The sequence below is a fragment of the Herbaspirillum sp. VT-16-41 genome, assembly GCF_001994935.1.
Taxonomy (GTDB): Bacteria; Pseudomonadota; Gammaproteobacteria; order Burkholderiales; family Burkholderiaceae_D; genus Herbaspirillum; species Herbaspirillum frisingense.
Window position 1 is genome coordinate 13,857 of the sequence record NZ_MUXB01000081.1, and the last position, 14,402, is coordinate 28,258.

Sequence of the window (14,402 nt, forward strand, 5' to 3'; positions counted from 1 at the left end):
CATGATATCCACCACCCATTCCGAGGACGGGGAGCGTCGCTGCGACACCCTGTTCCGTCACGCCCTGGTGATCGACGGTTCCGGCGCCGAGCCCCAGGTGCTCGACGTGGCCGTCCACAAGGGCCGCATTGCCGCCATCGGCCAGCTCGACCACTGGCATGCCGCGCAGGAGATCGATGCCACCGGCCGCGTGCTCTCGCCCGGCTTCATCGACGTGCATACGCATGACGACACCAATGTCATCCGCACCCCGGAGATGTTCCCCAAGCTTTCGCAGGGGGTGACCACGGTCGTGGTCGGCAATTGCGGCATCAGCGCCGCGCCGGTCACGCTCAAGGCCGATCCGCCGGACCCGATGAACCTGCTGGGCAAATCCGAGGCCTTCCACTATCCGACCTTTGCCAGCTATGTCGAGGCCGTCAATGCCGCGCAACCGTCCATCAACGTGGCCGCGCTGGTCGGCCACACGGCCCTGCGCAACAACCATATGGACCGTCTGGACCGCGCTGCCACGCAGAGCGAAATCGACGGCATGCGCGCCCAGTTGCGCGAGGCGCTGGAGCATGGCGCGCTGGGCCTCTCCACGGGTCTGGCCTACGGCAATGCCATCAATGCGCCCACCGAGGAGGTGCTGTCCCTGGCCGAACCGCTGGCCGAGTTCGGTGGCATGTATGCCACCCACCTGCGCAGCGAATTCGCCGACATCCTCGATGCCATGGACGAGGCCTTCCGCATCGGCAAGCATGCCCGCGTGCCGGTAGTGATCTCGCACCTGAAATGTGCCGGCGTGGAAAACTGGGGCCGCAGCAGCGAAGTGCTGCAGGCGCTGGAGGCGGCGGCGCGGCACCAGCACGTGGGCTGCGACTGCTATCCCTATACCGCCAGCTCGTCCACGCTGGATCTGAAGCAGGTGACGGCCGACTACGACATCCAGGTCACCTGGTCCGAGCCGCATCCGGAGCAGGGCGGCAAGATGTTGAAGCAGATCGCCGCCGAGTGGGGTGTGGATCTGCACACGGCGGCCGGGCGCCTGATGCCGGCCGGCGCGGTCTATCACTGCATGTCCGATGACGATGTCAATCGCATCCTGTCGCACCCGGCCACCGTGGTCGGCTCCGACGGGCTGCCCAACGATCCGCTGCCGCATCCGCGCCTGTGGGGTGCCTTCCCGCGCGTGCTGGGCTACTACAGCCGCGAACAGAAGCTGTTCTCGCTGGCCACCGCCGTGCACAAGATGACCGGCCTGTCGGCGCAACGCTTCGGGCTGGACTTGCGCGGCTTCGTGCGGGTCGGCTATCACGCCGACCTGGTGCTGTTCGATGCCGACACCATCCGCGACGCAGCCAGCTTTACCGATCCGATGCAGCCGGCACACGGCATCGAGGGCGTCTGGGTCAACGGCCAACTGGCCTATCGCGGCCAGGACAAGCAGGCCACTGCTGCACGCTCCGGTCGCTTCCTGGCGCGCAAATTGCAGAAGGAAGCCGCCTGAATACGGTGGAGCCGGGCTTGGTTTTTTTTCGGTTTTTCAAGTTTCAATGTGAATCAAAGTGAAGGAGCAGCAATGAGTATTCAACGATTTGGCGTGGAAGGCGGCAGCGGTACCGGTGGTCAGCATCTGCCATTCGCACGCGCAGTGGCCGCTGACGGCTGGTTGTACGTGTCGGGTCAGGTGGCCATGGAAAACGGCGAAGTGATCAATGGCGGCATCGTGGCGCAATCGCACAAGGCCATCCAGAACGTGCTGGCGATCCTGAAGGAAGCCGGCTACGGACCGGAACACGTGGTGCGCTGTGGCGTCTGGCTGGATGACGCGCGCGACTTCCAGTCCTTCAACAAGGTCTTCAAGGAATACTTCGGCGCCAATCCGCCGGCCCGCGCCTGCGTGGTGTCGAGCATGGTGGTGGATTGCAAGGTCGAGGTCGATTGCGTGGCCTTCAAGCGCTGATGGCCTGGCGGGCTGGCATCGAAGGGGTCGTCAAGTATCCCGATGCGGCCTGCCGATGAAGTGGCTGCAGTGAATGATGTGAGTCTGATGATTTGAGTCGTATCAATAATCTAAATTATTTAAATCATTTGATTCATCTGAGCGTTTCAAGAGTTCTGTTCGATTTGGCAGTTCATGTTTGCCGGCAGGGGTGTGGTATCGCCGGCGGGTGTTTTTTTACCTTCTGAAGAGGAGCAACAGATGGAGGCTGTACAAGGGAGTGCGCTACTGGTCTATGCACTGGTAGCGGTGATTGCACTGATCGTGCTGATCGCCAAATTCAAGATGAATCCGTTCATCGTGCTGATCGTGGTCTCGCTGCTGCTGGGCCTGTCCGTGGGCATGCCGATGGGCAACATCGTCAAGGCCTTCGAAACCGGCGTGGGCAACGCGCTGGGTCACATCGCACTGGTGGTGGGGCTGGGTACCATGCTGGGCAAGATGATGGCCGAGTCCGGTGGCGCCGAGCGCATCGCCAACACCATGATCAAGGCCTTCGGTGAAAAGAACGTGCACTGGGCCATGATGACGGTGGCCTTCATCGTCGGTCTGCCGGTGTTCTTCGAAGTCGGTTTCGTGCTGCTGGTGCCGATCGCCTTCAACGTCGCCAAGCGTACCGGTACCAACATGGTGCTGGTGGGCATCCCCATGGTCGCCGGCCTGTCGGTGGTGCACGGTCTGATTCCGCCGCACCCGGCTGCGCTGCTGGCGGTGACCGCCTATAGCGCCGATATCGGTCGCACCATCCTGTTTGCGCTGATCGTGGGTATTCCCACGGCCATCATCGCCGGCCCGATCTTCGGCAAGCTGATCTCCAAGGTGGTGATTCCCGATCCGGACAATCCGCTGATCTCGCAATTCGTCGATGACAGCAAGAAGGACCGTGAACTGCCGGGCTTCGGCATCACACTCTTCACCATCCTGCTGCCGGTGGCACTGATGCTCATCGGTAGCTGGGCTGACCTGTTCTTCGCACCCAAGACCTTCGCCAATGACTTCCTGCGCCTGATCGGCAACTCGGTCATCGCGCTCCTGATTGCCACCCTGGTGAGTTTCTGGACCTTCGGTCGTGCCCGTGGTTTCGGCGCCGACCAGATCCTCAAGTTCAGCAACGAATGTCTGGCCCCGATCGCCAGCATCACGCTGGTGGTGGGTGCGGGTGCCGGCTTCGGTCGCATCCTGATGGATGGCGGCGTCTCCAAGGCCATCGTCGGTATCGCCACCGATGCACATCTGTCGCCGCTGATCCTGGGCTGGTTCGTCGCTGCACTGATCCGCGTGGCCACCGGTTCGGCCACGGTCGCCATGACCACCGCCTGCGGCATCGTCGCGCCTATCGTCTCCACCGTCGGTGGCGTGCGTCCGGAGCTGATGGTGCTGGCCACCGGTGCCGGTTCGCTGATCCTGTCGCACGTCAATGACGGCGGTTTCTGGCTGGTCAAGGAGTACTTCAACATGACCGTGCCGCAGACCTTCAAGACCTGGACCGTGATGGAAACGCTGGTCTCGGTGCTGGCCCTGCTGTTCACGCTGGCGCTGGCCACCGTGGTCTGAGCCTGACCGATCGCCCTCGTGACAAGGCCGCCCGCTGCAGTGCAGAGCGGGCGGCCTTTTTCATGGCGGCAGCGGGTGGCTCAGAAGCGCGAGCGGGTGTCGTCGAAGCGCGGATCGGGGCCGTTCTCGACCTTTTCCACGATGCCCTGGTCGGTGAAGTAGACGGTCATCTGCGAATTCCATACGCCGCTTTCCTTGAAACCGTAGTTCCAGGCCTCGAAGGGGACGCGGGCATAGCGTGTCACTTCGGTGGGGCGGCCGACCCGACGCAGCACGTCAAGCTTGGTGTCCTGCTTGGTGCGGATGGCGCGGAAGTTTTCGATCGTCCAGACTTGCTGGTAGGAAACCAGGCGATGATCAGGGCCGATGCGGGCCATGTACTGATACTGGCCGAAGGCGCCGGCAGCGTATTCGAAGAGGCGACTGTCGCCATCCGGATACACATTGCTGGGCGCGCCCAGGCGGGCGACTACCTGTTCTTCGCTCTCGCCGGGCGTCACTGGCGGCTGGAACAGCGAGGCACAGCCGCTCAGTGCGGCGCTGGCCAGCAGGGCTGCGGCCAGCAGCGGGCGGCCGCGGCGCAGGAGGGGGGAGAGTTGCTTCATGGTCAATTTCCTCTTGTGGTCATTCCGGTATCGCATCTTCGCCCGGGGATGGATGGGGCGTTCAGGTGTGATCCTGTCTGCGAATGTTGGTTGGAATGGCTTTTTGCTATATAATTTCGCGTCCGGTCGAGTTGGCCGGATTCTCATTTTTTGTTCACGGTATGCAGGGCACATCATTTGACGCTCCGCACACCGCTTGTGAAAGGTAAAAGCAATGTCCATCGAAAAAGCAGCCAAGGCTGCCATTATCTCCGAAAACGCCCGCGGCATGAACGACACCGGTTCTCCGGAAGTGCAAGTCGCGCTGCTGACCGCACGCATCAACGACCTGAACGGCCACTTCAAGGCCCACGTCAAGGATCACCACTCCCGTCGTGGCCTGATCAAGATGGTCAACCGTCGCAAGAGCCTGCTGTCCTACCTGAAGAACAAGGACGCCGACCGTTACCGCGCCCTGATCGAGAAACTCGGTCTGCGTAAGTAATTTGACTTCGCGTCTGGGTCTCCGGGGTCTGCCCCGGGACCACAATGAAATGCCTGCGTCACTCGTTGACGCGGGCATTTTGTTTTTTGCGATTCCGCAAGCTCAGGCGTAGGCCGGGGCGCAACGGAGCGCAACGCCCTCCGGGCAGGAATAGATCATTGTTTCATCGCGGCAGGCTGTTTGTTTGATCAATGCCGCGTTCGTCGTGAGTGACCGGTTTCGCCGGCCACTGTGGTGAGGTGAACGACAGCGCCTGAAAATCTGTCGGCAAAAGGAAGTCGCGCACCGCGGACACAGTCGGGGCAGGCTCCATAAAAGAAAGGAAATACCGTGTTCAATAAAGTAAGCAAGACCTTCCAGTACGGTCAGCATCAAGTCACCCTGGAAACCGGCGAAATCGCCCGCCAGGCCTCCGGCGCCGTCGTGGTCTCGGTGGAAGACACCGTGATCCTGGCTACCGTGGTGGCCCGCAAGGAAGCCAAGCCCGGCCAGGATTTCTTCCCCCTGACGGTCGACTACATCGAGAAGACCTATGCCGCCGGCCGTATCCCTGGTGGTTTCTTCAAGCGTGAAGGCAAGCCCTCCGAAAAGGAAACCCTGACCTCGCGCCTGATCGATCGTCCGATCCGCCCGCTGTTCCCGGAAGGCTACCTCAACGAAGTCCAGGTCATCATCCACGTGCTGTCGGTGAACCCTGAAATCGATCCGGACATCCCCGCCATGATCGGCGCCTCGGCTGCCCTGTCGCTGGCCGGTATCCCCTTCAACGGCCCGGTGGGCGCCGCCCGCGTGGCCTACATCGACGGCCAGTACGTCCTGAACCCGACCCAGACCCAGCTGAAGTCCTCGCAACTGGATCTGGTGGTGGCCGGTACCGAAACCGCCGTGCTGATGGTGGAATCCGAAGCCGACCAACTGTCCGAAGAAGTGATGCTGGGCGCGGTCGTGTTCGGTCACGAACAGTCCAAGGCCGTCATTGAAGCCATCCACGCGCTGGTGCGCGACGGTGGCAAGCCGGAAGTCCAATGGACCGCTCCGGCCAAGAACGAAGCCCTGATCGCCCGCGTGTCGCAACTGGCCGAAGGCCCGCTGCGCGAAGCCTACCAGACCAAGGACAAGCAAGCTCGTACCGAGAAGCTGAAGGCCGTCTCGGCCCAGGTCAACGAAGCCCTGGTCGCTGAAGCCGCTGCCAACAACGGCGTGGCCGCTGACGCTGCCGAAGTCGGTTCCATCCTGTTCGACCTGGAAGCCAAGATCGTGCGTTCGCAGATCCTGGAAGGCGAACCGCGTATCGACGGTCGCGACACCCGCACCGTGCGTCCGATCTCGATCCGTACCGGCGTGCTGCCGCGTACCCACGGCTCGGCCCTGTTCACCCGTGGCGAAACCCAGGCCCTGGTCATCGCGACCCTGGGCACCGCCCGTGACGAGCAGAAGATCGACGGCCTCTTGGGCGAATACACCGACCGCTTCATGCTCCACTACAACATGCCTCCGTTCGCCACCGGCGAAACCGGTCGCGTGGGTACCCCGAAGCGTCGTGAAATCGGTCACGGCCGCCTGGCCAAGCGCGCGCTGATCGCCGCACTGCCGGCGGCTGACGAGTTCAGCTACTCGGTGCGCCTGGTCTCGGAAATCACCGAGTCCAACGGCTCCTCCTCGATGGCATCGGTCTGCGGCGGCTGCCTGGCACTGATGGACGCCGGCGTGCCGATGAAGTCGCACGTGGCCGGTATCGCCATGGGCCTGATCAAGGAAGGCAACAAGTTTGCCGTGCTGACCGACATCCTGGGCGATGAAGATCACCTGGGCGACATGGACTTCAAGGTGGCCGGTACTGCCAATGGCATCACCGCACTGCAGATGGACATCAAGATCCAGGGCATCACCAAGGAAATCATGCAGGTCGCGCTAGAGCAGGCCAAGGAAGGCCGCCACCACATCCTGGACAAGATGCAGGAAGCCGTCCCGGCCGGTCGTGCCGAGCTGTCCGACTTCGCACCGCGCCTGATCACCATCAAGATCAACCCGGAAAAGATCCGTGACGTGATCGGCAAGGGCGGCGCCGTGATCCGCGCGCTGACCGAAGAAACCGGCACCCAGATCGACATCAGCGACGAAGGCGTGGTCACCATCGCCTCCGTGGATGCATCGGCTGGCCAGGAAGCCAAGCGCCGTATCGAAGAGCTGACCGCTTCCGTGGAAGTGGGCAAGATCTACGAAGGTACCGTCCTGAAGCTGCTGGACTTCGGCGCCATCGTCCAGGTCCTGCCGGGCAAGGATGGTCTGCTGCACATCAGCCAGATCGCCAACGAGCGTGTCAATGCCGTGGCCGACTACCTGAAGGAAGGCCAGCAAGTGCGCGTGAAGGTCCTGGAGACCGACGACCGCGGCCGCCTGAAGCTGTCGATGAAGGCTGCCCAGGCTGAAGAGGGTGGCGAAGCTGCTCCGCAAGACCCGCAGTAAGTCCGTGCTCTGCCGGCGCTGACAAGGCTGCTGGCGAGTGACCGACAGAGAAATCCCCCATGCCTCGCGGCGTGGGGGATTTTTCTTTGGGCGTACGGTCTTGCCTGCGCGCCGGCCGGGACAATCTGTCCCAGTGATTTCGAACCAAAAGTATGAGAACCTGTCCTTCTGCAATGAGGGACATCAAGCTTGCTGCGATGTCCCCGGGTGTCACGGCCGCAAGGGGGGCCGCGAGCCCGTCTGCAGGTGCATCCGAATAGAGAGTAGGGGACATCTGTAGTGCCTGATCCGGCGCGAGCCGGTGGGTACATACAGGCAGAACAACACATTACTTTTGAAAGGAAGGCGATGCCCCATGTCATCATCATCGGTTGTGGATTCGGCGGCCTGGCTGCCGCGCGCGAGCTGGCCAGTGCCGACCTGCGCATCACCATGATCGATCGCAGCAACCACCACCTGTTCCAGCCGCTGCTGTACCAGGTGGCAACGGCCGGGTTGTCGGCGCCGGCCATCAGTGCGCCGATCCGCGCCATCCTGGCGCACCAGAGCAACCTGACCACCTTGATGGCGGCAGTCACCGGCATCGATACCGCCGGCAAGAGCGTCACGCTGGAAGACGGCAGCGTGCTGTCCTATGACCATCTGATCGTCGCGGCAGGCTCCACCCACAGCTATTTCGGTCACGACGAGTGGAGCGCGCTGGCGCCGGGTCTGAAGACGCTGGAAGATGCCTTCGAGATCCGCAAGCGCATCCTGATGGCCTTCGAGCGGGCCGAGCGCGAAACCGATGCGCGGCGCCGCCAGGAATGGCTGACCTTTACCGTCATCGGCGGTGGTGCCACCGGCGTGGAAATGGCCGGGACGCTGGTGGAAATCGCCCGGCATACCTTGTCTGGCGAATTCCGCAACATCGATCCGCATTCGGCGCGGGTGGTGCTGGTGGAAGGCTCGGAGCGGGTGCTGGCGGCCTATCCGCCGGACCTGTCGGAAAAGGCGCGCGAGCAGTTGCAAAAGCTGGGTGTGGATGTGCGTACCGGTTGTCGCGTGGTGCATATCGACGAGACCTGCGTGCGCTATGCCAATTTCGACGGCGAGCAGAGTCTGGCCACGCGTACCGTGATCTGGTCGGCGGGTGTCGCGGCCTCGCCGCTGGGCAAGCAGCTCGGGGTCGAGGTGGACCGTGCCGGTCGCGTTCCGGTGTCGCCGGAGCTCAATATCGCCGGGCATGAGGATGTGTATGTGATCGGTGACCTGGCGGCCGCGCAGTCCGATGGCAAGCCGGTTCCGGGCGTGTCGCCGGCGGCCAAGCAGATGGGGCGGGTGGCGGCACGCAATATCAAGCATCGCATCGCGGGACAGAAGCCCGAGACCTTCGTCTATCAGGACTACGGTTCGCTGGCCACCATCGGTCGCAAGGCCGCCATCGCCATGGTCGGCAAGCTGAAGTTCTCGGGCTACCCGGCCTGGTTGTTCTGGCTGTTCGTGCACGTGTACTTCCTGATCGGCTTCCGCAACCGCATCATGGTGATGGCCGACTGGGCCTGGGCCTACTTCACCTTCAAGCGCAGTGCGCGGGTGATCTCGGCGACCATGCCCACGCAGGCCGAAGCGCCCTCATTGCGCAAGGAAGTGGCCGAGTAGTTTTCGCCGCGTCGCAGAAACAACGCCCGCGTTTCCATGGCTGGAAGCGCGGGCGTTGTGCTGTGTGGAGGTAGGGTGTCGGCCTCAGTCTTCCAGCGCCAGCATGGCGAAGCTGGCCAGCCAGTGCCCGCCGCTGTAGTGGCTGCCGACCACCTGATCGATGGAGGCGCCGATGTGACGCTGTACGGAGCTCTCCATGGCAGCGCGTGCCGCGTGGGTGGCGGGCAGGTGTCGCAGCACGGTCTTCATGCACCAGGCGCGGGACAGGTTCAGGCCATCCAGGTGGGCGATCTTGGGATCGGTGGGGTCCGAGACATGCGCCGGCTGCATGATCTGCGAGACCTCGGCCACGCGCGGCAGGTAACGGTCGAACCAGGCGGGGAAGTCGGCGCTGGAAAGAACCTTGCTCATCAGGAGCGCTTCGGTCAGCGCGCCGGAAATGTACTCGTCTCCGCCCGGTTCATAGTGAGCGGGATAGTCGGTGTCCTTGCTGAAATACCGCAGGGCACTGTCTACGATCACCGTTTCCAGTTCGCTGTCCTGCACGTGGCGCGCATAGTCCAGCGAAAGCGCCAGTGCGAAGGCGGTGTTGTAGTGGGTACCCACGCGGATGGGATAGCTGAGCTTGGAGAGATAGTCCAGCAGGCGGCTGCGGATTTCCATGGTCAGCGGTGCCATGGCGCTGCGCCAGGCAGCGGCGCGGGGCAGGGCCGACTGTGCCAGTTCCTGGTCCAGCGCCAGGATCCAGCCGAAGCCATAGGGGCGTTCGAAGGGGCCGCGACCGCCGACGCGGAAGTAATCGGTCTCGCGTTCCATCAGTTCCCGCGTGAAGTGCTCATCGAAGATGTCTTCGATGTCGCTGCGCGCCGGCAGGGCCGGGAAACGTTGCACGCAGCGCAGCAGCAGCCAGAAGCCGTGGACCGCCGAGTGCCAGTCGTAGCAGCCGTAGAACACCGGATGCATGGCGCGCGGCGAGAGCACGTCTGCTGCGCCATGGAGCACATGCATGATGTGGTTGGGATATTCCTGGCGCAGATAGGCCAGTGGCATGCGGGCAAAGTCTTCTGCCCGTTCGATGGTGAGTTGCATGGGGGATTCCTTGGACTTCATGAGGCAGGGATGGAACGAAGTGGCCGCGCTTGGACGGCCACTTCAGGCTCGCCGATACGATCAGCGGAAAGCCAGGAAATACATCAGGAACACGTTGACCGTCAGCAGCGTCAGGGCGGTCGGAATCTGTACCTTGATGACCTGGTACTTGTTCTTCAGTTCCAGCAGTGCAGCCGGCACGATGTTGTAGTTGGCGGCCATGGGAGTCATCAAGGTCCCGCAGTAGCCGGAGTACATGCCGATGGCCACCAGCGGTGCCGGGTCGGCATGATGGCCGACGATCAGGAAGGGCAGGGCGATGCCCGCGCTCATCACCGGGAAGGCGGCAAAGGCGTTCCCCATGACCATGGTGAATAGCGCCATGCCCACGCAATAGATCACCACCACCAGGAAACGGTTGTCCGGATTGACGAACAGGCTCACCACCTGCTGTACCGAGGTGCCGGTCTTGGCGGCCACGAAGACGCCTCCCAGCATGGCCAGCATCAGCGGCAGGATGGCGGCCCAGCCGATCGAGTCCACCAGCCGGCGCGACTGGCGCACCGCCTGCAGCGGCGTGCCACGGGTCAGCACGCAACCGGCGATGAGGGCGAAGATACAGGCTACGCAGAGTGCTGCCAGGGTCAGTTGCTTCTGGTCCAGCAGCATCACGCCGCCAACCGATACGCCCTTGAGCAGCACGGTACAGGCCACCGTGATCACCGGGATCAGCACGGCCGGGAAGAACAGCCAGTTGCCCAGACGCTTGGCCGAGCTCACGCGTTCTTCGTAGCTCGAAGTGGCGTAGCTGCCCATGGAAAGCATGCCGGTGCCGGCGATGAGCGAGATGATGATGACGGTGGCGCCGATGATGCGGTGAGCCATGGACTTGCCCAGGTTCTCCACCAGCAGGTCGCCGAACAGGAAGACGGCGCCGAACAGGAACCAGAACAACGCCGTGCTCAGGCGCTTGGGGTTGCCCTTGTCGCGCAGGGTCATCACCACCAGCATCATGACGATGATGCCGATGAGGTAGTAGATGCGGTTGATGGAAATGAGCGTGTTCATGCGGCCACCTTGGCGGAGTCGGGTTGGCCGGCTTTCCAGGCATCCACGTCGCGGCGGATGGAGGCGTCCAGGCGGGTCAGGCGGAACATGTGGATCACCAGCGCCGAGAGAGCGGTGGGGATGGCCCACAAACCGATGTGCAGCGGTTCGATGTTGGTGATGCCGTTTTCCTTGAGGAAGGCATCCATCAGCAGGACGGCGCCGAAGGCGATGAAGATGTCTTCGCCGAAGAACACGGCGATGTTGTCGCAGGCGGCAGCGTGCGCCTTGATCTTGTCGCGAATGGGTTGCGGCAGGTCTTCGCCATAGGCGTTGACGGCGGCACCTTCGGCCATCGGCGCCAGCAGCGGACGCACGGTCTGCGCCTGGCCGCCGAGATAGATCAGACCCAGCGCGGCAGTTCCTTCACGCAGTAGGAAATAGAGCATCAGGATGCGCGCGGAAGTGGCGCTGGCAATGCCTGAAATCCAGGCTTGTGCACGTTCCTTCAGACCGTAGTGTTCGAGCAGCCCGATAATGGGCAGGATCAGCAGGAAGGTCGCCAGGGAACGGCTGTTGACGAACTTCTCGCCGAAGGTTTCCAGCAGCATGCCGAAATCCATGCCGACCGAGAGTCCGGTCGTCAGCCCCGCGACCGTGACCACCAGCAGCGGGTTGAAACGTAGTGCAAATCCGGCCACGACGATCGGTATCCCGATCAGTGGCAATAGTGTCGTGCTCTCCATGAAGACTCCTGGTTGTGAATGAGTTGAACCAGTCGCTGCAAGGGCCATGCCAGCCTGACCGTGGCCTCCCTGCTGATGCGTCCTGATGGACGCAGGCATGGAGTAGTCGCGATCTCATGGTCTCCCAGCTTCGACATTTCTAATTGTTATGGGTACTGCAATTTGTCCGGAGGACCGGGCAATTCGTGAGGCGCGCTAGCGCCGACAAGCTGTTCAGGCCGCGGCACGCACGGCGATGCGTTCTTCATGCAGGCGGGCGCGGATCTGCCGCGCAAAATCCAGCGCATGCGGGCCGTCTCCGTGCAGGCAGACGGTCTGGGCGTTCACGCTGACGAGGCTGCCGTCGACGGCCTTGACCTGCTTCTGCTGGACCAGCATCAGGGTCTGGGCGATGGCATCCTGATCGTTCTCGATCATGGCACCCGGCTTGCTGCGCGCCACCAGACTGCCGTCGGGCTCATAGGCGCGATCGGCGAAGACTTCTTCCACCGCATTGAGGTCGGCATGACGGGCGGCGGCAATCAGTTCGCTGCCGGCCAGGCCAACCAGGCTCAGTTCCGGATTGAAGGTGCGGATGGCGGCGCAGATGGCGTTGGCCAGCACGGCATCCTTGGCGGCCTGGTTGTAGAGCGCACCATGCGGCTTGACGTGGCGCAGGCGGCCGCCTTCGGCGCGCACGATGGCGTCCAGTGCACCGAGTTGGTAGAGCATGCCGCTGACGATTTCCTCGGGCGGCAGGTGCATGGTGCTGCGGCCGAAGTTTTCGCGATCGGGGAAGCTGGGGTGGGCGCCGATGGCGACGTGGTTCTGGATTGCCCAGCGCACGCAGCGGCGCATGGTGGCGGCGTCGCCGGCATGCCAGCCGCAGGCGATGTTGGCCGAGCTGACCAGGGTCAGCAGTTCTTCATCGGTGTCGCAGCCTTCGCCGAGATCGGCATTCAGGTCGATGTGCATGGCGTAATCCTCATTTCTTGTAGAGCGTGGCGCGCGACCAGTCCAGCGCCGCCACGGTATCGCGGATGGTATCGAGATAGCGCTGCTGTTGCTCGGCCGCGAGCAGGGCTTGTTCCAGGGTGCAGGGCTCAAGCCGCAGGGTGGCATTGAGCGGTGCCTGCGCCAGCTTCCACAGGTCGGCGCCGATGACCACGCCGATCTTGGGATAGCCTCCGGTGGTCTGGGCGTCACCCATCAGGATGATGGGCTGGCCCGAAGGCGGCACCTGGATCACGCCCGGTACCACACCATGGGAGAGCATGTCGCGGGCGTGCTTGCGCTTGAGCTCTTCGCCTTCCAGCCGGTAGCCCATGCGGTTGCTGCTGGGGGTGATGCGCCAGGGCGTGGACCAGAAGGCTTCGCGTGCGGCCTTGGTGAATTCCTCGATCTCGGGGCCGGGCAAGACGCGCAGCGTGATATGCCCGCCGCGCTGATGCGCTGGCAGGTCGCTGCGGCTCCAATCGGGGGCGCGGACACCGAAGGCTGGGCCGCTGACTGCGCGCAGGGCGGCCTGGTCGTCGCCGACCGCGAGTTTGTCACCACGCTTGAGGGCGCGTCCCTGATGCCCACCGAAGCCGGCTTTCAGGTCGGTGCTGCGCGAATCCAGGACCACGGGCACATCGATGCCGCCGGCCACCGCCAGGTAGCTGCGCATGCTGTGGCGCGCCGGGTGCTGCGGCAGGTCGGACGCCACCGGGGCCAGGCGCAGCACGCTGCCGGCGCTGACCGGCAGGCTCCAGCAGGCCGATATCGGTTTGCCGTCGAGCGTGGCACCGATATCGTCACCGCCCAGTGCAATGCGGGTGGCGCGACCGAAGCGCAGTTCGCAGAGGCCCATGGTGATCTCGATGCCGGCGGCGCCGGGCGCATTGCCGACCAGCAGGTTGGCGCTGGCCAGGGCCAGTGCGTTGAGGGCGCCACCGGGATGGATGCCCTGGCTGCGATGGCCGGGGCGTCCGAGGTCTTGTACCGAGGCCAGCATGCCGGGTTGGAGGATCTCGATCATGCGTCGATCCTTTCCACGGTGAAGCGCACATGGTCGCCCGGACGCAGCAGCGTCGGTGGTTCCTGGGCCGGGTCGAACAGGTGCAGGGCGGTCTGGCCGATCACCTGCCAGCCACCGGGCGAGGGCATCGGGTAGACGCCGGTCTGCTCGCCGCCGATGCCCACCGAACCGGCAGGAATGGTCATGCGCGGGGTGGTGTGGCGTGGCGTGGCCAGTTCCGGGGCCAGGCCACCCATGTAGGCAAAGCCCGGCATGAAGCCGAGGAAATAGACCACGTAGTCACCGGCGCTATGGCGGCGGATCACTTCCTCCCTGGACAGGCCGGTGTGGCGCGCCACGTTCTCCAGGTCGGGGCCGGCATCGCCGCCGTAGACCACCGGGATCTCGACCACGCGGCCCTGGTAGCGGCTGGCATGCAGGCCGGGCCAGGCTTGCGTGATGCGTTCGCGCAAGGTGTCCAGGTCACGCACCGGGCGGTGCAGGAACAGGGTCAGGTTGTTCATGCCGGGGACCACTTCGCTGACTTCGTCCCATTGGGCGGCCAATTGGGCCAGGTTCCAGATGCGCTGCTGCTGGGGCAGGCTTGCAGGCGCGGGCAGGCTGCAGAGCAGCGCGCTGTCGCCTAGCGGATGAATCTTCGGGGGCTGCATGTTCTTGTTGTTGCTCGGTATGGATGAGGCGATCGGCCCGTGATGGCGTCGGCGCGTGAATCGGCGGCAGTTCTTGTCGGCTTGTAAATTTAAGGCGACTACCTGGATGCCGATATTACCTTCCGCGCAAAATA

Annotated in this window: 13 protein-coding genes; 6 read left to right on the forward strand and 7 right to left on the reverse strand. The window is 63.5% G+C overall.

The genetic code is table 11. The annotated features are described in order from the left end of the window. Position 1 precedes the first annotated feature (1 nt). The 3 genes from BTM36_RS06270 (at position 2) to BTM36_RS06280 (ending at position 3,541) form a co-directional block, all read left to right on the forward strand. Positions 2-1,492, forward strand: coding sequence for an amidohydrolase family protein (locus BTM36_RS06270; RefSeq protein WP_077235618.1), 1,491 nt, complete (start codon positions 2-4; stop codon positions 1,490-1,492). Between the two features lie 72 nt (positions 1,493-1,564). Beyond that, positions 1,565-1,948 carry a RidA family protein gene (locus BTM36_RS06275; RefSeq protein ID WP_077235619.1) on the forward strand — a complete coding sequence of 128 codons (384 nt, stop codon included), beginning with the start codon at positions 1,565-1,567 and terminating at the stop codon, positions 1,946-1,948. A 240-nt stretch (positions 1,949-2,188) separates the two neighbouring features. Then, positions 2,189-3,541, forward strand: a complete 1,353-nt coding sequence (locus BTM36_RS06280; protein WP_006712915.1) for a GntP family permease — start codon at positions 2,189-2,191, stop codon at positions 3,539-3,541. An 80-nt stretch (positions 3,542-3,621) separates the two neighbouring features. Here BTM36_RS06280 and BTM36_RS06285 read toward each other — a convergent pair whose 3' ends face one another. Then, positions 3,622-4,146 carry a hypothetical protein gene (locus BTM36_RS06285; RefSeq protein ID WP_077235620.1) on the reverse strand — a complete coding sequence of 175 codons (525 nt, stop codon included), beginning with the start codon at positions 4,144-4,146 and terminating at the stop codon, positions 3,622-3,624. A gap of 214 nt (positions 4,147-4,360) precedes the next feature. Here BTM36_RS06285 and rpsO point away from each other — a divergent pair, with 214 nt between their 5' ends. The 3 genes from rpsO to BTM36_RS06300 all read left to right on the forward strand — a co-directional run bounded on the left by rpsO (position 4,361) and on the right by BTM36_RS06300 (position 8,737). Next, positions 4,361-4,630: a 30S ribosomal protein S15 gene (gene rpsO, locus BTM36_RS06290; protein WP_077235621.1), complete on the forward strand. Its 270-nt coding sequence runs from the start codon at positions 4,361-4,363 to the stop codon at positions 4,628-4,630. A 330-nt stretch (positions 4,631-4,960) separates the two neighbouring features. After that, positions 4,961-7,096 (forward strand): polyribonucleotide nucleotidyltransferase, encoded by a 2,136-nt coding sequence (gene pnp / locus BTM36_RS06295; RefSeq protein WP_077235622.1) that lies wholly within the window; start codon positions 4,961-4,963, stop codon positions 7,094-7,096. A gap of 348 nt (positions 7,097-7,444) precedes the next feature. After that, entirely contained in the window at positions 7,445-8,737 is a 1,293-nt protein-coding gene (locus BTM36_RS06300) for an NAD(P)/FAD-dependent oxidoreductase (RefSeq protein WP_077235623.1), read from the forward strand. Between the two features lie 84 nt (positions 8,738-8,821). On the opposite strand, the gene BTM36_RS06305 is transcribed toward BTM36_RS06300, so the two are convergent. The 6 genes from BTM36_RS06305 to pxpB form a co-directional block, all read right to left on the reverse strand. Beyond that, the gene (locus tag BTM36_RS06305; RefSeq protein WP_077235624.1) at positions 8,822-9,826 is read right to left on the reverse strand and encodes a DUF2891 domain-containing protein; all 1,005 of its coding nucleotides are present in this window, start codon (positions 9,824-9,826) and stop codon (positions 8,822-8,824) included. Positions 9,827-9,907: 81 nt separating this feature from the next. Continuing rightward, positions 9,908-10,894, reverse strand: a complete 987-nt coding sequence (locus tag BTM36_RS06310; protein WP_077235625.1) for a DUF979 domain-containing protein — start codon at positions 10,892-10,894, stop codon at positions 9,908-9,910. Further along, the gene (locus tag BTM36_RS06315; RefSeq protein WP_077235626.1) at positions 10,891-11,619 is read right to left on the reverse strand and encodes a DUF969 domain-containing protein; all 729 of its coding nucleotides are present in this window, start codon (positions 11,617-11,619) and stop codon (positions 10,891-10,893) included. The genes BTM36_RS06310 and BTM36_RS06315 overlap by 4 nt, the downstream gene beginning before the upstream one ends. 213 nt (positions 11,620-11,832) lie before the next feature. Next, the gene (pxpA, locus tag BTM36_RS06320) at positions 11,833-12,573 is read right to left on the reverse strand and encodes a 5-oxoprolinase subunit PxpA (RefSeq protein ID WP_077235627.1); all 741 of its coding nucleotides are present in this window, start codon (positions 12,571-12,573) and stop codon (positions 11,833-11,835) included. Positions 12,574-12,583: 10 nt separating this feature from the next. Next, on the reverse strand, positions 12,584-13,618 hold the full coding sequence (locus BTM36_RS06325; RefSeq protein WP_077235628.1) for a biotin-dependent carboxyltransferase family protein: 1,035 nt from the start codon (positions 13,616-13,618) through the stop codon (positions 12,584-12,586). Next, positions 13,615-14,268: a 5-oxoprolinase subunit PxpB gene (gene pxpB / locus BTM36_RS06330; protein ID WP_077235629.1), complete on the reverse strand. Its 654-nt coding sequence runs from the start codon at positions 14,266-14,268 to the stop codon at positions 13,615-13,617. Before pxpB ends, BTM36_RS06325 begins: the two co-directional genes overlap by 4 nt. Positions 14,269-14,402: the final 134 nt, after the last annotated feature.